11 protein-coding genes and 1 riboswitch are annotated in these 23151 nt (G+C 50.6%); of the genes, 9 read left to right on the top strand and 2 right to left on the bottom strand.

The features are described 5' to 3' along the window. Positions 1-203: 203 nt before the first annotated feature. Genes CWI84_RS06230 through CWI84_RS06205 form a run of 6 tightly spaced genes read left to right on the top strand, consistent with a single transcriptional unit; the run spans position 204 to position 8672 of the window. Positions 204-2552 (top strand): TonB-dependent receptor, encoded by a 2349-nt coding sequence (locus tag CWI84_RS06230; protein ID WP_241968745.1) that lies wholly within the window; start codon positions 204-206, stop codon positions 2550-2552. 8 nt (positions 2553-2560) lie between these two features. Next, a complete protein-coding gene (locus tag CWI84_RS06225; protein WP_126841724.1) occupies positions 2561-4729 on the top strand; it encodes an FAD-dependent oxidoreductase in 2169 nt (722 codons plus the stop codon). Then, positions 4729-5808: an ABC transporter substrate-binding protein gene (locus CWI84_RS06220; RefSeq protein ID WP_126841723.1), complete on the top strand. Its 1080-nt coding sequence runs from the start codon at positions 4729-4731 to the stop codon at positions 5806-5808. Before CWI84_RS06225 ends, CWI84_RS06220 begins: the two co-directional genes overlap by 1 nt. Further along, positions 5787-7397 (top strand): ABC transporter permease family protein, encoded by a 1611-nt coding sequence (locus CWI84_RS06215; RefSeq protein ID WP_126841722.1) that lies wholly within the window; start codon positions 5787-5789, stop codon positions 7395-7397. Before CWI84_RS06220 ends, CWI84_RS06215 begins: the two co-directional genes overlap by 22 nt. Beyond that, positions 7390-8031, top strand: a complete 642-nt coding sequence (locus CWI84_RS06210) for an ATP-binding cassette domain-containing protein (protein ID WP_157981004.1) — start codon at positions 7390-7392, stop codon at positions 8029-8031. The genes CWI84_RS06215 and CWI84_RS06210 overlap by 8 nt, the downstream gene beginning before the upstream one ends. Positions 8032-8033: 2 nt before the next feature. Next, the gene (locus CWI84_RS06205) at positions 8034-8672 is read left to right on the top strand and encodes a CDP-alcohol phosphatidyltransferase family protein (protein WP_126841720.1); all 639 of its coding nucleotides are present in this window, start codon (positions 8034-8036) and stop codon (positions 8670-8672) included. Here CWI84_RS06205 and CWI84_RS06200 read toward each other — a convergent pair. Beyond that, a complete protein-coding gene (locus tag CWI84_RS06200) occupies positions 8568-9422 on the bottom strand; it encodes a sterol desaturase family protein (RefSeq protein WP_126841719.1) in 855 nt (284 codons plus the stop codon). The two genes, CWI84_RS06205 and CWI84_RS06200, sit on opposite strands and share 105 nt — an antisense overlap. A 1-nt stretch (position 9423) precedes the next feature. Next, the gene (locus CWI84_RS11760; protein WP_198674487.1) at positions 9424-9576 is read right to left on the bottom strand and encodes a hypothetical protein; all 153 of its coding nucleotides are present in this window, start codon (positions 9574-9576) and stop codon (positions 9424-9426) included. Between the two features lie 167 nt (positions 9577-9743). Continuing rightward, positions 9744-9838: riboswitch (cyclic di-GMP riboswitch) on the top strand. A 122-nt stretch (positions 9839-9960) separates the two neighbouring features. Here CWI84_RS11760 and CWI84_RS06195 point away from each other — a divergent pair. The 3 genes from CWI84_RS06195 to CWI84_RS06185 are packed head-to-tail and all read left to right on the top strand — an operon-like array spanning position 9961 to position 23149. Next, positions 9961-11667, top strand: coding sequence for a ShlB/FhaC/HecB family hemolysin secretion/activation protein (locus CWI84_RS06195; protein WP_126841718.1), 1707 nt, complete (start codon positions 9961-9963; stop codon positions 11665-11667). 14 nt (positions 11668-11681) lie between these two features. Then, positions 11682-14867, top strand: a complete 3186-nt coding sequence (locus tag CWI84_RS06190; RefSeq protein ID WP_126841717.1) for a two-partner secretion domain-containing protein — start codon at positions 11682-11684, stop codon at positions 14865-14867. Further along, positions 14864-23149, top strand: a complete 8286-nt coding sequence (locus CWI84_RS06185) for a hemagglutinin repeat-containing protein (protein WP_126841716.1) — start codon at positions 14864-14866, stop codon at positions 23147-23149. Before CWI84_RS06190 ends, CWI84_RS06185 begins: the two co-directional genes overlap by 4 nt. Positions 23150-23151: the final 2 nt, after the last annotated feature.

Genomic DNA, 23151 nt, shown 5'->3' with positions numbered 1-23151 from the left:
TGGAGTTCCTATCTTGTTATTTTCCAACCATTATTTGTAAAAGCACTCTTTGCAAAAACATTATTCGGCAAAAAGTGAACAATGGTTCAACTTTGGCAGTACTATTTTCTGCACGGATATTTTGAGTTTGGCAAAATTCCGTAAGTTTTTGAACCTTACCCGGTCATTATAGGCACTGTTAAAAAAATAAAGGATTATCACGCGTGAAAAACTTTCCGCTCAGCCGCATTGCTGCGGCACTATTGTTTGCCACTTCCCCATTGGTGTATGCCCAACAAGCTGAGCAACAATCGCAAGATGTTGATGAAGTCATAGAAGTGGTTGGTGACCCTTCACAACAGCCCGTAGCGGCGCCTGATGAGCAGAATGTGAAAGGGCTATTTGGTAATAGCCAATCGATTGTCGATATTCCTCGCGCAGTCACAGCGCTTGATGAAGCCATTCTGAGGCAAGCCAAGATTAACGACCTGCATGACCTGAAACGCGTCACGGGTAATGCCTACGGTGCATCAGGGTTTGGCACCCCGAGTCTACCAACATTCCGGGGCATGTTAGGCGAGATCTTTGAAGCCGGTATGCGCCGTCAAGCTGGAAATAACGGCTTGGGCTTTCCGTTATCGTTTAACGCGTTTGGTCAAATAGATGTGGTTAAGGGCGCGCCACCGGTGATGCTCGGAACCACTCAGCGTGTCGGGGGCTTTGTTAACCTGCACCCGAAAGAACCGTCACTGGATAACAGCTTCGGTCACTTAACCCTGAATGTCGGTGAGTGGCAAAAGCGCCGCGTGCAATGGGATTACTCGACCCCCATAGATAGCAAGCAGGCCCTACGAGTGAGTTTGGAAGCGTTGGATCAAGACAGCTTTTACGACTATGCCGGGCAACAAAGCCAAGACCTGTTGCTGGCCTACAAAAGGCAACCGGATGCCAACAGCGAGTGGAACCTGGCGTTAGAGTATTACAACGTTGAGTGGACCGATAATGCCGGTATTAACCGCCCAACCCAAGCGTTGATTGATGATGGCTTGTATATTACCGGGCAAGGGGTGCAACCGAACGGTTCTACGGTACCTGGTCCAGGTGCGGTGATCAGCCCCACAGGACAAGTCAAGATCGACCGTAGCACGGTGCTCACAGATCCCAAGGATATTAACGAGGGCGAAACTCTATTACTGCATTCCACCTATGAAACACAGTGGAACAGCCATGTAGACTTTATTAACCGCACCTATTACCAATACCTGACGCGCGAAGGTATTAACCAAAATAGCTTCGTGGAAATCATCGATGGCGCTCACACTTTGGAAAACCGCAGCGAATGGCATATCGATACCGGCTCGGTGATCGGCGTGAATGTACGCTATAACGATGTCTTGGGTTACAGCCAATTCACCACCGAGGCGGACTTGCCAAGCGACCTTACCGGAACCTTGCAGCAACGCCGCATTCCGTTAACCGCTGAGCAAAAGGCACGGTTGGTGCAGTTGCGCTCGGGCTTGTATGTCTCTCCCGGCGGTCAATACGATGTAAACAACGATGGGGTGGGTGATTACTCACTGTCCGATACCACCGATTCCATAAGCTGGCAGGCCGGACTATTTGGCCAACACAAGTGGGATATCTCGGAAAGGTTCTGGATAACACTGGGCGGACGCTTAGATTACTACTGGGTAAAGGCGCAAGATCCATTGCCCCCGCAAGGCGTCAAGGCAGCGGAAGATACTTACAGCGACTGGCTCAGTGCATACAGCGGCGCGGTGTTTTATCGTCCAATTCCGGCACTGACCTTTTATACCAGTGCTTACAAAAACGATTCGACCTCGAACAGCATGGCCGGTGGCAACGTACTTAACGCGGATAACATGATTGATCCGCAGAATTTTAAAACCGAGAACTCGCTGTATGAAGTGGGTATGAAGTATGCGCCGGACGGAAGCCACTGGTATGTCGACGCCGTATTGTTTGATCAAACACGAAGCTTGCGCAATCGTGATGGCAGCAACAGTGGTATCGCTAGCCAGGGTGCAGAGCTACAGTTGAGTTACAATAATGAATCGTTATGGTGGCGTTCGGCGGCAAGCTACAATGATGTGCACTACGATAATTCGGCGGCAAGTCAGGATGTGCGCCAAGTTGCCGATGCGTTTGATAATTCGCGCCCCGATATTATTGCCGGCACCGGTGTTGGCGCTCCCAGCTTTACCAGCTTCCCAGCATCGAACAATCGGGTTCAAGGCATTCCACGTTGGCAGCTTTCCTCCGCCTTGGGCTATCAGCTAGGTGAGCATTGGTCTATTGGCGGTAACGCTATTTACACCGATAGCTATCCGTTAGATTTCTTACAAACGGTGATGATCCGCGACCAAATTAATCTCAACGCCTTTGTCGCGTACCGCTTTATGGGGAATAACGCAGAAGTACGGCTAGACGTGTTTAATGTTACCGACGAAGAAAACTGGTCGCCGGTGTTTGAAGGCGGTTATTTTGGCTCAACCTTGGTGTTCCCAGAGCTACCGCGGCGCGCGGAGCTTAGCGTCACTTATCGGTTTTAGGGCAGGTTATGAAAATCACTAAGCTATTACTGCTTGCCGTTATCGTGGCAGCGATTGCCGGTTTTTTTGCGTTCGATTTAGGCCAGTACCTTAATTTGCAGACACTGCAGGAGCAGCAGCAAGCCTTGCGTGGCCTTTGGCAGCAAGAGCCGTTGCTGGTATTTGCCAGCTTTTTTGTGATCTATGTACTGGCAACGGCGCTCAGTTTGCCGGGTGCAACGGTACTGACGCTGGCTACTGGATCGATTATGGGTTTTGGCTGGGGCTTGTTACTGGCATCGTTTGCCAGCAGCATCGGCGCTTTCTTGGCGTTTTTAAGTGCCCGCTTTATTCTGCGCGACTGGGTGCAAGCGAAGTTCTCAGAACGCTTAAAAGCTATCAACCAAGGCATGGAAAAGGATGGCGCGTTTTACTTACTAACCTTGAGGTTAGTGCCGATTTTTCCATTTTTTGTGATCAATCTGGTGATGGGGCTGACCACCATTCGTGGCTGGACCTACTATTGGGTATCACAGCTTGGCATGTTGGCGGGTACGGCTGTTTATGTGAACGCGGGTACGCAACTGGGCGAAGTCTCTTCTATGGGCGATATTTTCTCTGCCGACCTTATTTTATCGTTTTGTTTGCTCGGCGTTTTCCCGCTGCTTACTAAATGGGTCGTTAGCCAAGTGCGGCGCCGCAGAGCTTATAAAGGTTGGCGTAAGCCTAAGCAGTTTGATGCCAACCTCGTGGTGATTGGTGCGGGCTCAGCGGGGCTGGTTTCGGCGTATATTGCCGCGGCGGTGAAAGCCAAAGTAGTGTTAATAGAAAAAGCCGATATGGGCGGTGATTGCCTTAATACCGGTTGCGTGCCCTCTAAAGCGTTGTTGCATGTTGCTAAAACCATGGCCACGGTGCGCAAAGCCTCAGAGGTCGGTATTACTGGCGTTCAAACGGATAAACTAGGGGTCGATTTTGGCCAAGTGATGCAGCAAGTGAAACAAGTGATTGCACGCATTGAGCCCCATGATTCGGTAGAACGTTATCAACGCCTTGGCGTTGATGTGGTGCAGGGCACAGCAACCATTGAATCGCCTTGGCAGGTAAATGTGGCGACCGCCGCTGGTGAGCAGCAGCAAATCACCAGTAAAGCCATGGTGATTGCCGCTGGCGCCAAACCCATTGTACCGCCTATTCCGGGATTAGCAGAGGCGCAACCACTGACCTCAGATAACCTCTGGAACTTAACCGAATTACCGCCGCGGCTAGCCATTTTAGGCGGTGGTCCAATTGGCTGCGAAATGGCGCAGGCTTTCGCGCGGCTGGGTTCGCAGGTTACTGTGGTAGAAATGCAGTCGCAGTTGTTAGCGGGTGAAGACGCCGATACTGCCGTCCTTGCTGATAAAGCGTTACAAGCCGACGGGGTAACTACCTGTTTGGGTTATAAGGCCGTAGCGGTCAGCGCAGATGAGCAAGGTTACCGCTTACAGGTCGTCAACGTCGAGAATGAAAACGAGACCCACGACATTGTTTGCGATCGCATTCTCGTAGCGGTGGGTCGCCAAGCCAACTTACAAGGCTATGGACTGGAAAAGCTCGGTATTGCCGAGGGCAAAACCTTGGTCAGTGACGCGTTTTTGCAGACCCGATACCCCAACATTTATGCTGCGGGTGATGTTACTGGACCGTTTCAATTAACCCACGCGGCTAGCCACCAAGCGTGGTATGCCTCGGTGAACGCGTTGTTTGCCCCATTTAAGCGCTTCCGTGCTGACTATTCGGTAATACCGCGAGTAACTTACACCTCGCCGGAAATAGCCAGTGTGGGATTAACCGAAAAGCAGGCGCAGCAACAACATATCGACTACGAAGTGAGTGGTTACGACCTTGCAGAGCTCGACCGCGCAATTGCCGAACGCCAAGCTAACGGCCGTATTAAGGTATTAACGGCTAAAGGCAAAGATAAGGTGTTGGGGGTGAGCATTGTTGCCGACCAAGCCGGCGAGCTGCTGGCCGAGTGGGTATTAGCCATGAAGCAGGGGGTTGGCTTAAACAAGATCCTCGGCACCATTCACAGTTACCCCACCTTAGCCGAAGCGAACAAATATGTGGCTGGGGAATGGAAGCGTGCGCATGCGCCTGAAAGTGTTTTACGTTGGGTTGAACGCTTTCATCGCTGGCGCCGGGGAGGGCGGTAATGCGCTGTTGGGTTCGGATTTTACTGCTGGCGTTAACGTTCCTTGCTGGTAGCTTCAGCAGCCAAGCGCAAACAGTGTACTTTGCCGCGTGGGGAGGCTCACCGGCAGTTAATCAATATCTGCAGTGGGCGGCTGAACAACTGCGCAGCCAAGGTATCGTGCTTAAGCAGGTGAAAGTGGCCGACATTGCCGAAGTGGTAAAGGCCATCCAGCAAGGGGCAGGCAGCGACTACGACTTGCTATGGTTAAATGGCGAAAACTTCCATGCGCTGAAAGCGGCGGACGCATTGCAACCGAACCTCTGGCAACAACTGCCCGAGGTGACCGCGGCATTGGACAAAGCGTTGCCGCTACAAAGTGACTTCGGCGAGGCGGTTGATGGCTTTGAAGTGCCTTGGGGCATTGGCCAGTTTATTGCGCTATCCAGCAACGACGAGATTCTGGCACAACCGTTAACGGCCGAACGTTTGCTGCAGTTAGCGCAGCAGTATCGCGGACGCTTAAGTTACCCAAAACCGCCAGAATTTCATGGCACTACTTTGCTAAAGCAGTTGTTGATATCGCTTACCGATGCCGACCCACGGCTTTATCAACCTGCGAGCGAGAGCGCTAAGCAGCAATTATTGCCACAGCTTTGGCGCTACTTAGATAAGCTCCATCCACTGTTGTGGCGTCAAGGGCAAGCATTCCCAAGCAGCTATGGTGAACAGATTCAATGGCTGGCGAATCGGCAGTTGGATATTGCTTGGAGTTTTAACCCCAATGACATCGCCAGCTTAAAACGTCAGGGGCGGTTACCGGCGACGGTAGAGCGTAACTATTTTGCCGCTGGTGCTATTACTAACGCGCATTATTTAGCCATTCCAAAAGCCGCAGCACACCCACAGGCGGCGTTAACCGTCATCCGTTTTTTACTCTCGCACAACGCCCAACAGCGCAAGGCCGATCCGCAATATTGGGGAGACCCTAGCGTGCGTAACGATCTCGCGTCAGCGACGGCACGGCTACCCAGCACCAAAGAGCTGCATGCCAGTTGGGAGACAGCCCTGGAGCAAGGATGGCTAGCGCGTTACCAATAGCGGTGCTATTACTGCTGTGCTTGCTTCCCACCGCGAGCGGTTTATTGGGTAGCCTATTGGCGTGGCCTCCAGCTTTGACAGTAAGCGACGCATGGCCGCAACAACTTAGCTTATCGCTGTTGCAATCGCTATGGGTGGCGCTGGCGTCCACCACCGTCGCGTTATTGCTGGCATTGCTGCTCGCTCGCAGTGGGTTTATTCAGCGCCAAGGCTTTTTACGCCACCGTTGGGTCGCGCCATTACTGTCGTTGCCTCATGTCGCCTTTGCTATTGGGTTACTAATGTTAGTAGGCGATGCCGGCTGGTTGTGGCGGATATTGCCAGATAGCGTTAGCACCTGGGCGATGCCGAATAAATCGTTAACGGCACTGATTACCGTGTTAAGCATAAAAGAAATGCCCTTTCTGCTGTTGATGTTAGTAAGCCAGCGCAACCTGTTTGCCGCCGAGCAGTGGCTTGCGGTTGCCACGCGGCTGGGCTATTCGACGAACCAAAGTTATTGGCTGTGTGTAGTGCCAGAACTGTTAAGGCGGGTGCGATTACCGATTGCCGCGGTGCTGATTTACGGTCTGGCCGTGGTCGACGTAGCGTTATTGGTCGGGCCAAATACTCCGAGCACTTTGGCCGTTCGGGTTTACCAATGGAGCTTACAGCAGGGCGAACTGGCGTTAGCGCAAACGCAGCTCGGCAGCGTGTTGTTGATTGCTGCGGCATTGTTACTGTTGATGTTGTTATATGCTGCGGTCGAGGGCTACCAATTTTTTGCCACTAGGCGTCTGCGTCGAGGTCCGCCTGCAGCGGTTCCACGTTTTAAGGGATTTTCCGACAAATTCATTTCCGCGCTGTGGTTGATATTAACCGCGGCAGTATTGCTATTGCTGATATTACAGAGTGTGGCGTTTGCTTGGTTTTACCCGCAGTGGTGGCCGCAACAGTTTTCTTGGCAAGCATGGCAGGGCATCCCACAGCCGTGGCTGTTGCTTGGCAGAACCGCCGTGTTAGCCTTGTTAACAGCGTCACTCGCGGTCATTTCGGTGGCGTTAATCAGCGCGTGGCGGCAACAGCTTCGTGCACGCCAACGGGGTATAGTCGATGTACTGCTGTTGCTACCATTATTGTTACCCCAAATTAGCCTGGTGTTAGGTTGGCGCGCATGGCTGCCTAGCGGCTTGGCGAGTATGATCTGGGCGCATTGTGTATTTGCCGAGCCCTACGCCTTTTTGGTGTTAATAGGCCCTTACCAACAACTTACCCCGCGCTGGCGCTGGATGCTAAACAGTCTAGGCTATGGGCGCTGGCGAACCGAGTGGTTGCTGGTGCGCGGTAAACTGATGCCGGCATTAGGCTTTGCCTGGGTCATCGCGTTTAGCGTAAGCGTGGCGCAGTATTTACCCACTCAGCTATTAGCCGCTGGGCGGTTTCCCACGGTCACGACTGAGGCTGTTGCTACCGCCAGCGGTGGTGCAGCAAGCCAAACCGCAGCAATGGCGCTATTGCAGGCGCTGTTGCCCTTATTGGCGTTTGTGGGTTACCGACTTTATGATGCTAACGTGGCGAAACTGGGCAAAGGAGCCAATGCCGATGTTTGAATGGCGCAATGTGACCTTTTACCAAGCCGGGCAACGCTGGTTTCAGTTACCCGATCTAGCTTTGGCGGCAGGGCAAGTGGCGACGGTTATGGGACCCAGCGGCAGCGGCAAAACCAGCTTATTACGCTGGATATTGGGCGAACCCATCGACTACGCCCGTGGCGAGGGTGAGCTATTGTTAGTGGGGCAGCCACTGAAGGGGCTCGACGCGAATCAGCGGCGCGTTGGCTTGGTGCAGCAACAGCCGCTATTGTTTCCGCTCCTCACGGTGGCTGACAATATTGCTCTTGGGCTAAGAAACGAAGCCACGAAAGAAAATCGCCAACAACGCATTACTGAGGCACTGCAGGAGGTGGGGCTGGCCGATAAGTTGTCGGCGTTCCCAGCCCAACTCAGTGGCGGGGAAAAAGCGCGGGTATCGTTACTGCGGAGCCTATTAAACCAACCGCAGCTGTTACTTATGGATGAGCCGTTTAGCGCTTTGGATAAGGCCCGTCGACAACAAGTACGAGAGTGGACCTATGAGCAGTTAGCGCGCTACCAAATCCCTGCCATTCTGGTGACTCACGATGTTGACGATAGGCCAAGTGAGCCACAGCAAGCCGGTATTTTTCAGCTTGAACAGGAGTATTAGCGATGTTTGACCCGCTACTAGCGCCACTGTCGCGGAAAATCTTACAACCGCTAGCTCGCTATTTGGTGAGCCGCCAAGTCTCGGCGAATCAAGTGACCCTTGCCGGCTTTGCTGTAGGCATGTTGGCTTTGCCTGCACTGGCGCTGGGTTGGTTTGGCTTGGCGTTACTCTGTATTCTGCTCAACCGCTTAGCGGACGGTTTAGATGGCGCGGTGGCGCGGCAAACGCAGACCACTGATGCCGGCGGCTATTTGGACATCGTGTTGGATTTTATTTTTTATAGCGCCGTGCCGTTTGGTTTTTTACTCTATGATCCCGCGCAATTTGGCATTGCCGCAGGGCTACTGATGCTCACATTTATGGGCACCGGGGCAACCTTTTTGGCGTTTGCCAGCATTGCCGCTAAGCACGCCATCGATAACCCGGGCTATAGCAATAAAGCGCTACACTATATGGGCGGACTAACCGAAGGGTTTGAGACAATACTGGCGTTCGTGGCGTTTTGCCTATGGCCACAACACTTTACTGTACTGGCGCTAACCTTTGCTGGACTGTGTTGGTTGACTGCGCTCACCCGCTTGTGGGCTGGCTACCGAACCCTGCGGGAATTGCCGAAAAGGCATAGTGAGCAGTCCCCATAGGCTGGCATGATCCTGTTCACGGTTAATATTAGTTAAGCCAATATCAACACCGTCTGAGCCTTTTTCCGCGGTTGCGGTAAAGCTGGCAAAAAGATGATCCCACCACGACACGCTGAAGCCGTAATTGCTATTGGTTTCGGTTATTTTACTGCTGTGATGAATGCGGTGCAGCTCTTGGGTAATCAGGAGTTTACGTACCAGCGCTTCCAGCCGCGCGGGTAAGGCATAATTGGCATGGTTAAACATCGAGCAAGCGTTTAACAGAATTTCGAATACCAAAATCACACTCGCTGGAACGCCTAATGCCAGCACCATCACCGCCTTCCAGCCTAAACTCAAGACAATTTCTAGTGGGTGAAAACGCACTCCGGTACTGACATCAAAGTCTTTGTCGGCATGGTGTACGCGGTGCATGCGCCAGAGTAATGGAATGCGGTGAAATAAGCGGTGTTGCCAATATAAGCCGATATCAAGCGCTATAAGCCCAAGCAGCCAGACGCTCCAAGCGGGCAGGGTGACGTTATTAAATAGCCCCCACTGCCATTCGTCGGCAGCCAGAGCCACAGCTGCAAGGCCAGCCGGTGCGACCAAGCGCAACGCAACGATATCCACTAACAGGATACCAATATTGGCTTGCCAACGTTTACGCGTGGAGATACGCGGCTGGCGCTTAGGCGCAAGCCATTGCAGTATCAGCATCAGGGCGGTGATGCCGACAAAAATCGAAAACCGCCAGAGAGAGTCGCTCATTTTAACCGAGCAACACCCAGCGAATGGCAAAGCCAACAGTGGTTACCGCCAACACCCCGGCGCACCATAACGCAATAAACCACAACCAGCGCTTCCACAACCTTGCCTCAGCCAAGTTAGCCTCCGAACACCGAGCATAAAAATGCTGACCCATACGGTCTTCATAGTACAAAAAGCTGGGTATCGATAACAGGCAAATGCGACAGTTCTGTCATTTGTATTATATAAACGTTAAAAATAACTTGTTAAACGCTACAGTATTGTATACTATTTGCGCGCTTTAGCTTGTGGCCTCATTCCGCAATCGCTTACAAGTTAAGAAAATTTAAATGGCAAACTGCATCGAAAGGGCAGGACGCAAAGCCGCTGGTCTACAAACTTGCTGGATCAAGTTGATGATGGCAGTGGCTACAATAAGCTTAACGCGATCAGCTTTTTTGTTCCTTCCTACGTTGTGTTGTCTTCAGTTTTGCCGAAGCTGTCTAGCGGTCCGTCATGTCGGCTGCAAAGGTTTAATGTTCAGGGAAGATTAGCAGTCGTGATTAACGCACAACCGAGCGTTCTTAAAACGCTCGTTCTCGTAGTCAATTTGTTAACGCTATTTTGTGGCTCTGCGCAGGCACAGAATCTGTCTGAATACGAAAAACTGCTGAAGCAAGGCATGGACAGGCTTGAACAGCAAACAGCCCCTTTAAAAGAACGTCCGGATGTTCGCCTACCTCGTCCAGAGCCAGTGAATACCAACCTCAGCGCTTTAGACGACTCAGATAAGTGCTTCGAAATTAATGAAATAGTCATTAAAGACAGTAAAAAGCTCAGTGGTAAAGTCACGAATAGGGCGGTCAGTCCGTTTATCGGACACTGCTTAGGCCTTGAACGAATTAATGCGTTAGTCGGTGTTATTTCGAATCTCTACCTTGAGCAGGGTTTCATTACTAGCCGTGCTTATATCCCCCCTCAAGACTTGTCGGATGGCAGTTTAGATTTAGTCGTGGTTGAGGGCGTTATAGAAGATTTTGCTTCTTCTGACAATTCGATAACCGCTCAACAGTTACGCCTCGCGTTTCCTTCTCAGACCGGTGAAGTATTGAATATTCGAGCCCTTGAACAAGGGGTCGAAAACCTTAACAGCGTGTCCAGAAACAACGCACGGTTGGATCTCAGACCTGGCAGTCAACAAGGGCAGACGTTGGTTGCGGTAACCAATCAACAGTCGCGTGGTTGGCGGGGCTCAGTCGGTGTTAATAACTATGGCGTGCCGAGCACAGGTGAGTACCAATTGGATGGTAACGTCGTGGTCGATAATCCACTCGGCTATAACGATACGGCGTTTGTTTCGGCTTCTTCTAATGTTGGTGGGCATGATCTGCCGCATGCACAGTCACGAAGCTACTCCGCCTCTTGGTCGATGCCTTTAGGGTATTGGCACTTTTCGTTTAACAATAGTTATTACGAATATGAACAAACTGTGGTGGGGGATGTAACCAATTTTTCTATCTCCGGTTCATCAACGAATAATGCGCTTCAGTTGGGGCGAAACATATTCCGCAGTCAGGCCGACAAATTGGATCTGACGTTAGGATTTACCCGTAAGGTCAGTAAAAACTATATCGAAGACGTATTTTTAGAGACCTCTTCTCGAACGCTCTACGTCTGGGATCTTACTATCGACTATCGGCGCTTTTTAGAAAACGGCACTTTCACGCTAAGTGCCGGAGCGGTGAAAAGCGTTCCATGGTTTGACGCAAAGCGCCAATTGGTGGCAGAAGAAGACAACTTTCAATTCTCGAAATATCACTTAACGCTAGGCTACAACACCCAGTTTGATATCAAGGGGCAGCGGTTTTTCTATAACGCCTCAGCGGATTTTCTTTATGCGCCAGAAGTTATTTTAGCCTCAGAGGGCATTACTGTCGGTGGTCGCTACTCTGTGCGCGGGTTGTCACAAAGTAGCTTATTTGGTTACCGCGGAGGCTACCTGAGAAATGATCTAAGCCTACCTGTGCCAGTGAACAGTGCGGTGGTTAGTCAGGTTCAATACTTTGCTGGCCTTGATGCTGGCTGGACCAATTTACCGGAATATCCAGAAAAGCAAAATGACTGGGTCGCTGGTGCAATTGCCGGGTTAAAGCTCCTCGGTAACCGTTTTAGTTTGACGTTTTCCTATGCCAGAGCGTTACGCGTTCCCGATTTCCTGCCGCAACAGCAGCAAGAAATTGACGCCTCTGTCAGGTTTAATTTTTAATTCAGGACTTTTCTATGTTTACGTGTAAATGGCGAGCCGTTACTGCCCGAATATTGATTGCCGTGTTTGCGGGGAACCCCGTTTTGATGGCAGCCCATGGCATTGAACGTGCGGGAAGCCGAGCTGAAGAAAATATCCTGACCGTAGAACAACGGCAAGCGCAGGCAGCAACAACTGTGCAGTCGCAGCCGATGCAATTAGCATCTGGCCAACAAGCAGTGCTGCGTCGTTCAGCAAACGGCACCTTAGTGATAGATATTGTTACGCCAACCGCAAAAGGCGTTTCACATAACAAATTTAGCCAATTTAATGTCACGCCGAGCGGCGTGATTTTAAACAACAGCCAAGCTCCAGCACAGTCGGTAATAGGCGGTTGGGTTGATGGTAACCGTCGATTAACAGCAGGTACGGCGAAGTTAATACTGGCAGAAGTCACCAGTAATAGCCGGTCAAACTTATTAGGTTTTACCGAAGTATTTGGTGATTCAGCGGAGTTTGTTCTGGCTAACCCAAACGGTATTACCTGTGACGGCTGCGGTTTTATTAATACACCACGAGTGATGTTGACAACCGGCCGCCCAGATATGCAAGACGGTAATCTGGTCGGAATTGATGTCGCCGGCGGTGATATTACTATTACTGGCGCTGGGTTAAACGCGTCAAACGTTGATAAGTTCGATATTTTAACCCGAGCAATGCAGCTAAATGCGGCGCTTTACGCCAGAGATCTGTCTATTCGCACAGGTCCTAATTACTACGATTACCAGAGTTTAGAGAATCAGACCTCCAGTTCTGCGGTAGATGATTCAAAAGATTACGAATTTGCCCTAGATGCCTCACAATTGGGGGCGATGTATGCGAACCGCATTAGTTTAATTGGTACGGAAGCGGGATTAGGGGTTCGTAGTGAGGGCTTAATTACCTCTACCAGCGACCTGACATTAACCGCCGATGGCAGACTTCAGTTAAAAGACACCATAGCAAACGGCGAATTACAGATTGCTTCCGCGTCTTCGAGCACCGAAATTACCGGTACAGCATACGGCAACAACGTCCAAATAACGACCGATAAGCAACTAACCAACCAAGGTGTGATTGCCGCAGAGAATGACTTACAAATAAGTGCAGACTCAACCGTAACAAGTGAGCAGTCGGTCATTCAAGGTAATACGGTGTCGCTAACTGCGAATGATGTGAGCAACAGCGGTGTCATTAATAGTAACCGTCTATCGGTCATCACAAATAGTCTTACCAACGCAGGGCAGATACAAGCGCAAAATATGCTTGTTAACGCAGATACCCTCCGCCAAAAAAAGGGGGTGATCTACCAAACCTCAGTAGACGGTGGTTTACAGCTCAATAGCACCGATATAGCCGTTGAAGAAGGGTATGTTGTCAGTAATGGTTCAGCGCAAATTACGGCTGCTGAGACTTTAGATAACAAAGGGGTTTGGTTTGCGGCGGGTAATACCGAGATCGCTGCTAGTGACCTGAATAACCAAGGCGTTTTGCAGTTTGGCAATAATGCCTTATTAACAACTGAGAGTGTAAACAACAATAGTGGTCAGGTTATTCACAATGGCGCAGGCGCGCTATCGGTTATTGCTAACGACAGTGTGACGAATGTAAGTGGCCAAATTGTCGCTAACAGTAACGTGGGCATTGCAACGCAGAATCTTGATAACGGCCATGGAATTGTTTCTGTTGATGGCCAACTTTCAATTCTTTCGGATCGGTTAACGAATGGTGAGGCGGGGGTTATTACCGCAGGATTACTGCAGGTCGACACCGCGACGTTAAGCAATGGCGAGAATGCGCGGTTAGAAGGGATCTACGCGAACCTCGGCGCTGATTCTTTTGAAAACCTGGGTACGCTACTGACGGTTGGAACCAACGGCCAGTCACTGCAGCTTACAACCGATGAATTAACCAACCGCGGTGTTATTGAAAGCCATGGTGAATGGTTGATGCTAAGTGACCTTACGCTAGATAACCGTTATGGCCAAATTATCCAGCAAGGTACTGATGGGTTAGCACTTTCTGTGCTTGGTGATTTAGCCAACAACGGCGGCGATATTTATTCTGCTGGTGACTTACACATTAACAGTGCCAACGTTGATAACACGCAAGGTGCCATTCAGGCAAAACAGGCGTTAAAAATAGCTACACGCCAAGTTATTAACCAGAAAGGCCAAATCAGTAGCGATGCTGATCTTGATATTCACGCTTTGTCTGTGAGGAATACCGAAGGGCTGATCGCAGCAAAAAATGCACAGGTAACCGCTGCAGAACTCATTAACACCGGTACGCTGTCGGCGACCGAGCAACTGGCATTAGCCGTGACCGACATCACCAACGATGCCCTGCTGTACAGTGACGCGAGTTTGGCTATCGACACCGATACCTTTACCAACACCGGTACGGTGGCGGCCAGCGACGTTGCGGTGACAGGCTTTGACTTGCTTGAGAATAGCGGCCGGATAGAAAGCGACCGCGGGAATTACCAAGGTCAGCAGCTGCTCAATACCGACACCGGGGTGTTGGTGAATGCCGATACCGGCGCAGAGACCTTAGTGCTGGATGTCGCGCAGCTAACCAACCAAGGCGTGCTGCATAACAGCAGCGACAGTATGAGCCTGGGCGGTGATCTGCGTAACAGTGGCCAACTGATCCACGCAGGCAGTGGCCAGTTGTTGTTGGGCAATCAGGGCACGATCGACAACAGCGGTGGCCGTATTGCCAGTGCCGGGGATGTGCGGATTGAAAACAGCGTTAATGGCGCGGGTAGCGTGTATGCCAAGCAGAGCATGACCCTGGCGCGCAGCAACGGCACCTTGGTCAATAACAGCGAGCTGTATACCGAAGGCACGATGCAGGTGAGCAGTGCCTTGAATAACCAAGGCGGCAGCTTACTCAGTGATGGCACCCTGACCATTGATACCCAAGGCGATGTGACCAACAGCGGGCAGATCCAAGGGCAGGCGCTGCAACTGCAAGCCAATACCCTGAATAATGACAATGGGGTACTGACCTCCACCGGCAGTGCTGCAACACTCATCGACACCGCGCAGTTAAGTAACCGCGATGGCGTGATACAAGCCACCAACGACCGCATGACCCTGCGCACCCGCAGTGGTGAGTTGGATAACCAGCAAGGCTTGATCCAAAGTATCGGTGTATTGGCGCTTGAGACTGATTGAATAACCAAGGCGGCAGCTTACTCAGTGATGGCACCCTGACCATTGATACCCAAGGCGATGTGACCAACAGCGGGCAGATCCAAGGGCAGGCGCTGCAACTGCAAGCCAATACCCTGAATAATGATAATGGGGTACTGACCTCCACCGGCAGTGGCGCAACACTCATCGACACCGCGCAGTTAAGTAACCGCGACGGCGTGATACAAGCCACCAGCGACCACATGACCCTGCGCACCCGCAGTGGTGAGTTGGATAACCAGCAAGGCTTGATAGCCCACTCAGGTGAAGTATTAACGGTGACCAGTGCAGGCGGTATTAATCAGCAGTCAGGATCAATTAAAGCTAACGGTAGCTTAGCTCTAGATACCTCCGGTGGTTTGGATAATCGCTCTGGTTCGATCATTGCGGGGCAGTTCGATATTGCTAGTAGCGGAAACGTTAATAATACTGATGGGTCTATCGTTGGCTTTTCGTCCGCTGACAGCCACTTGATTGCAAACGATCTGGCTAATGTAAATGGCTATATTGCGGCAAGTGGAAACGACTTGTCGATTGAAGCCGCTGCCGTGGATAATCGCCACGGTTCAATTCTATTGGGTGGCTCAGGAAGTCTATCGATAACGGCCTCTACGATTAACAGTGGCGGTAGTGATGCTTTGCTGTTGAGTAATGGGGGAATACTTCTTGATAGTGCCGGAGCCATTCAAAATGGCGGCACCGTCTCTGCTGCCGACACATTACTATTAACGGCAACGAGCCTAAACAACAGTGGGACCCTAGCCAGCCGCTCTGCTGGGGTCACAATAAACACTGACGGTACCCTCACGAACAGTGGGCTCACGTCAGGATTTCAAGCGCTCACAATAGACGCGCACACACTTAATAATAGCAATGGTTCTCTGCAATCTGATGGCACTGTTGGCGTTGACGCAAATGCGTTATCAGTAGGAACTATTCAAGCGCGAAATATCAATTTACGTAGTGGTCAGGATATTTCGTTAACTGACTCGGATTATATGAGTGCGGTAGGTGATATCAGCCTATCAACACAGGCCGATATCGACAATCGCGGCACGGTTGTAACCAATGGCCGTTTAGCATTAACGGCCTCCGATATTACTAACCGTTCAGGCGCGTTGTTGCGTGCTGGGGACAGTGCCAGTATTTCTGCTGACAATCTAGTTAATAGCGGAGTTATTAGCAGCAACAATTCGTTAACTGTTGACGCAACTACCGTCAATAATGGTGGCACCTTAGCTGCCGCAAATGTTCTAGATGTTAGCGGCAACATAAATAATAGCAATTTGTTGTTTGCCAGCAACTTACTCAATCTTGATGGCAATGTAACCAATACCGGTAATATCTATTCAAATTATAATGCGATAATCACCGGCGCGAAAATCACTAATAACGGTGGAACCATTGCCGCTGCCAACGATATGAGCATCAGTGGCGAAATCCTCAATACCTATGTGGGAACGTTCTCTTATTCTGCTAGCGACCCCGTAACTACCACCAGTTATCCCGATGGCTTCACGAATGTTGCTCCAGCATATAAAGAAATCGAAGTGTGGAAGGGACAACGAGTTACCGAGACAACCACGACTTATGAGGCAACCGTTGATGGACAAGTGGGTTTAATAGCGGCCGGAAGAGATTTAGCGTTAACCGGAACTATCACCAACGATTTTGGAACAATTTCTGCTGTTAGAAATTTAGTGCTTTCAGGAGAAAGTTTTACCAATAATTCAGCCGAAAGTAGAGATGAAACCTTTGTTGAGGTTTACGAGGAGAGGTGGACGGGAAGCTGTCCTGGAGCTGATCTAAAAGGATCGACAATTGAAACATGCTCTAACGAGGAAAACCTTGTTAAAACCAATGAAACCTTTGTTGAAGAATACACGGAAGTTAACTACGTAGAAGGCGAAAAATATGGCACCGTAACCGCGGGAAATATTAGCGGAAACTTATCCGGATCATTGGTGTTAAATGATGTTAGCCCGTCCGATACCCAAGCCTCTTCAGTGAATACCCAAGCGAGTGGTAGCAAAGGAACGGCTGCTCGTGGACCGTCTGCGCAAACTAGTAGTAGCCAGAATATCACCGTTTACCGCGATAATGGTAACGCGACTACAACAAACTCGGCGCAACGAGAAGTTAATCAATCCGGTAGCGGTACCGAAATAGCGAATACGGATGACGAGATTTCGAAAGATACAGGCTCAGCAGAAACGGTCACGATTGCCCGTAGAACGATCAAAGATCTGAGTACCGATCCGGGAACGGCAACACTGCCGGCGGTCACACGCGATGTAGGCGACACCCAAGAAGTTCCGCTCGTTCGCCGCGATATCCAAGATGTAGACACCGATACCGGTGTAGAACAGCCGCCCACGGTCACACGCGAAGTTGGTGACACTCAAGAGATTCCAATTGTTCGCCGCAATATTGAAGACCTTGGCGAGCAATCTGGCACTGGTGGCAGTGATAAACCCTCTGGAAAACTCTGGAAAAATAGCGGTGGAAGAGTCAACGGGCCGTTAGATCCGTCAATGGCACAAACTGTTGGGTTTACTGAGCTTAACCTCGCGGATAACAACCAAGTTCCTACTAATGCAGTGCCTTCAGCACCGGTCTCCGAAAACTCTCCTAGTGGAGTGGCGGAAATCGCCGATGCAGATGATGCGGATCAAAATCCGGATGTGATTTTTAAGCGTCTGGAAGACACACAAGAAAATACGATTGCCGAGCAACAGCAGGCACAAGCGCCAAGCAACGGGACTTATGCAAACAACGCACAAAATGTCTTTCTCACCGAAGAGCAGGTTCAAGTATTAACCGACGATCTTGGTTTTGATGGCGATGCAATCAATCAAGGGCAAGCTGGCCTATACAGTGCGATCAGTCAAGCGGACTTATTGGATGACGGCGTGACGTTGAGCGCAAGTGGTGTTGTCGATATCAACGCCGACTCAGGCTTATCTATCGATAGCGGCATTTCCGCAGGTGATGGCTTATTACTAAGCAGTGAAGCAGGCTTAGACCTAGGTACCTATGGCTTTTTTGATAGCGACAACATGCTTGGGTTGGAGCTCGGAGGCGATTTTACCAATACCCAATCGTTAACCAGTGACAACCTTTATCTGGATATCGGCGGCAACTTTACCAACCAGGGCGAAGTGATTGGTGGTGATGTTCTAAGTGTCAGTGCCGGCGAAGATTTAGTGAATGAGAACCTGCTAAGTGGCGGCAACGTGCTCCTGAATGCGGGCGGAGACATTATTAACCGCACTGAATTCACCCAACACACGCTTGAATTCAAAAATGGCGATAGCCGTACCTATACCGATATCGAAGATGCCCCGGAGATTGTTTCCACAGATAACCTGATGATGAATGCGGGTAACAATATCGACTTACAAGGTACCGACCTTGCTGCCGCTGGCGATATTAGTCTGCAAGCGGGCAATGATGTGCTGTTAAGCGCCGTCGAAGATGTCAGCGGTCATGAGTGGTATTTCGATGGTGGCTACGACATTGAAGAGGACCGTACTTACGACGTGGTGAGTATGGAAGCCGGCGGCAACCTTAGTGTGTCTGCAGGTAACAACCTGCAATCGGAAGGCGCTCAGTTCCTCGCGGGTGGTGATGTTGAAATGACGGCAGGCAATGAGATGAACCTGTTGGGCGTCGTTGAATATCATGAAGACCGCAAGCAACATACGAGTGAAAGTTTCTTTAAGAAAACGGTTACCGTTGATGAAACTTATAGTGCTGACCATCAAGGCTCGGTTGTCTTAGCGGGCGGCAATATTAGCTTAAATGCACATCAATCAGATGACGGTTTGGCATTATATAACTCTGGTGATGTGCTTTTAGAGGGAACTCAGTTACAGGCTGGCGGCGATGTTGTTGCTTATACCGATGGTGAGTTAAATATCGTTTCTGGCGAAGAATGGGAGGCAGAAACCCACTCAGAACAAGAGAGCTTATTTGGCGGGTTATTTGGCTCAAGTGAAACGACTGAAACAGATGTTCAATATCTAGGGCATTCAGAACTTAGCGCAAATGGTGACATCGCATTACTTGCGCAAAATGACATTAACGTTCTCGCAGGACGTTTGAGCGCGGAGAATATTAATGCGCAAGCCGGTTTTGGAAATGAAGATGCGCATGCGGCAGATATTAATATTTTAGGCGATACGGAAACCCGTTCGCTTTACCAAGAGAGCCGTAGCAATGGTTTGACCCTAGATTTCAGCGATAACTTCCTGTCGGTTGCTAAAGAAACAGCGTCTGAAAACCGCACCAACCAAACCGACTATGTTGGCAGTACTTTTAGGGCGACTGACAATATGGCACTCGCGGCAAGTCGCGATCTGAATGTTGTTGGCTCGGAACTGACCGCAGGAAACCTTCTTCAACTCGATGCTGACCGCGATGTCAACATAGCGACTGGTGAGAGTAGCAGCGCCAATTCTCGTCGTAAAACAGAGACCAAAACGGGCATCGGTGTTAGTGCAGATATTAATACCGCGAGTATTTTTGCCGGTGATGATACGCAAAAAGATACGATTTCTAACGAGAGTGTGACGCAAACTAGCAGCTTACTCACCGCTGGAAACACTGTTCAGATTAATGCAGGAAGAGACTTACTCATTTCTGGTAGCGACGTTGAAGCTGGGCAAGATATCAATCTGACCGCAGCCAATGACATTAATATTGTTACGGCACAGGAGCTGTTTAACCAAGAGACCGAGAGTAGCAATACACGTGACGGTTTAACTGTGAGTGCGAACTACAATATTGGAACTACCGTTGATGCGATTAGCAATCTTGGACAGGGAGGCGATGCTGTCAGTGTAGCGAGTTCAGTCCTGCAAGCCGCAGAAACGCTCAATAATGCAGGTCCGAGTGCAGGAGCACACCTAGGCCAAACAACCGAGACGACCACTGATACATCACAGCAAAGCCTCGCGAAGTCTAGCGGCCTCGCGGCAGGAAGTGACATCAACATCAGTGCTGGCGGGAACGCTTTACTTGAGGGAGCGAATGTAACCGCTGACAACGATTTGGCGATCAGCGCGAAGGATATCACTATTGCGGATGCCCAGAATAGCCAGCAGAGTGAATATGAAACGGACTACTTGCAAACTGGATTCAACCTTGATGCAAGAACCACCAATGTCAGCTTAACCGCAGGTTATAACCAAGCGGATAGTGATTTAGACAGCCAGCAGTCAAGTAGTACGGGAAGTCAGCTAAGCGCAGGCGGGAATGTTGACCTAAACGCCAAAAATGACTTAACGATTGTTGGCAGTGATGTTAATGGAGAAGGACATGTTTCGTTAACGGCAGCTAATGACATTGTTATAGAAGCTGCACAGAACCAGTACAGCAGCGATAGCGAAGATAGCCACTCAAGTGCTGGAGCTGGAATGAATTTCGGCTCTGAGGGTGTGGGTTTCACTGCTAATGTCGCTCTGGGAGAGGGTGATTTAGACCGAGAAGGAGTGACTAATGCGAATAGTCATGTTACTGCGGGTAATGCGCTAACCGTAAGCAGTGGTAATGATACGAGCATTGAAGGCGGCAACCTGGCCGGTACGGACGTGGCGATGGATGTTGGTGGTGACCTGACATTAGCTTCTGTTCAAGATACTGGCAAAGTCAGCGGAGAGCGTTGGGACGTTAGTGCGAACATCACTGTTGGTGCGGGAGCCACTGTGGGCGCCAGCGTCGGCTACGGCGAAACCGACGGCTCAAGCGCTTGGGTGAATGAGCAAAGCAGTATTACCGGCAGCGGCTCAGTGGACATTCGTACAGAAGGCCATACCCAGATAGACGGCGCGGTTATCGCCAATATCGACGAAGAAGGCAGCGACGGCGGCAACTTAAGCTTGGATACCGGCACGCTTGCCTACAGCGATATTGAAGACCACGACCAGGAAAAAAGCACCTATCTGAACGTTGGCTTCACCATGGGTGATGACAACAGTACCAACCAAACGGAAAGCGGCACAAACTATACAGCAAGCGGTAATTACAGCGACCGCGATAAAACGCAGACAAACCGCGCCACCGTGGGTGAGGGCACCATCGTTGTCAGAGACAACACTGAGCAGGACACCAGCGACTTAAACCGCGATACCGACCTTGCGCAGGAAGTCACCAAAGACGACAGCCAGAATACCAATCTGTACGTCAGCACCACGGCGGCAGAGAGCCTGACGAACTTGGCGGAAAACCCTTCAGAGCAGCTTAACCAGTGGAAGGATAATGTTGTCAGTGTGGCCAGCACGGATGCCTGGGGGCTGGTGGGTGAGAATACATCCGACGCACTGGAGGATACCTACAACGCCGGTGCAGCGGTTGCGACCAACAAAGACCTGGGCGTGGGCAACTTCTGGGTGTCACTCGACAGCACTCACAAAATGACGCAGCTGAAAAATGACCTGACGCGCACTGCCGAAGGTCAGGCGTTACTGGCACGACTGACCAGTGACGACCCGGACCAGCGTTTAGCCGCCGAGGCCGAGCTGGGCCATAGGGCGCAGGAAAAGTTCGGTATCGACCCGGGCGACATTCACTTCTACGCAGGCTCGGAAACCACCAGCGTTTCATTGCGGGACACGGTGCTGGGTGATGTTAAAGGTGCGACGGTAACCGAAGAAGGCCATAGCAAGCGCGGCACAATTTACGTGAATGTCGACAACGCCACCGACGGCAAGGACATGACCAACACCCTTGGCCATGAAGTGTATGAAACCGTAACCCTGCGAACCGGCGGTGAAAACGACGATGCACAGGAAGCCATCGCCAATTTGGTCGGTGGTCAGCTGGCCAACCGCATTGACCAGGCTACGGGCGGCGGGCTTGCCAATGTGGGTACGGATGACTTAGCGGGCAGCAATACCGTACGGCAGGGCACACAACACGCCAATGCTGTGGGCAATGCGCAGGTGGATTATCGTCAGCTGCAGTCAAAAGAAATGCAGGCCATTGAGGAAATGGCTCCGCTGATGGCAAAGAAAGAGGGGATAACCGAAGAGGCCGCAGAAAAACGCATGGCCGAAGAGCTGCTCAGCCATCTGGATGCCAGCTGGAGCAGTACCTTTGAAGAAAACGGCCGTGAGAGCGATGAGACCGCGCTGGATTATCTGGCGGCAGCGCTGATGGAGCAGGGTAGTGCCTATGCGGAATATTCCGACAGTGATGTGCCTGAATCCCCCGATACCGCTCCCAAAACTTACACGAAAGAAGAGGTGAAGCAGAGCCTTATTGCTTATAAGGACGAGCGCACCTCAGAGTACAATGACCGCACAAGGGAGGGTGAGGGCTTAACCAGCCAGTACTCAGAGCAATGGCAGTTCTACGATAAGAATCTTGCCGCCGATAAGTCTCTGTCCGATTATCGAGATGCAGCCTTAGGTGCCTTTGCCGGTTTCATGGATACCGGCGGTGGTATGGTGCAGGGAGTGGCTGATATGATTTCAGACCCGGCTGGCACGGCGCAAAACGCGTCGCTGGGAATGCAGCAGATGCTGAACGAACCTGAAGGCACTATCTCCAGCATTTTCGAGCAGCGGGAAGACGGCCAGATAAACGCCGCGCTGGATAACCTGCAGGGCGACGATTTCAGCGGCGCCCGTACCGGAATGAGTACTGACCTAGACTTTGCGCTGGATGCTGGGCTGTTGCCGGTTGGTCGGGTTGGTGGAATAGGTAAACTTTCTCCTGATAAAAAATTAACTCCGAATAATGGGGAGATTGATGTTTCGTTTGATCAAACAGGGGAAGGTGACTTTTATGCTGGAACGAATATTTATGGCGTAACGGGAGACTTTTACAAGCAGATTGATAATAAGGTTGACTTTGAAACAACAAGTGGCCTGGAGTTGGTTGCTAACCCTGATGCGACTACGACGATTCTAGGAAACTACAGATCTGATATGCAACATATTATTGATGACTTGAGATATCCTTCAACAATGAATTTTGAAGCTAAAGATGGCTCATTTAATATTTTGAACGCTCCCCCCGACTATTATCAAACTCCAGAGCAATTTTGGAAAGAAGTGAATCAACCATTTTTGGATAAAGCGATAAGTCGCGGGGATGATATCGTGCTTGCTACAGATCCTACTCCGAGTGTGTTAAATCGTGAGCTTGCAGATGGAACCGTTGAAAGGACAGGTTTTGGTCGAGAGTATGATTACTTAATTGAAAGTGGTTATGAGTATGATCCAGTTACTAAAAAAATGGTTAAGAAAGAGGGTTAAAA

The organism is Idiomarina tyrosinivorans, from assembly GCF_003987475.1.
GTDB lineage: Bacteria > Pseudomonadota > Gammaproteobacteria > Enterobacterales > Alteromonadaceae > Idiomarina > Idiomarina tyrosinivorans.
The sequence above is the reverse complement of the archived record's forward strand: the minus strand, read 5'-3'. Positions and strand labels throughout refer to the sequence as shown.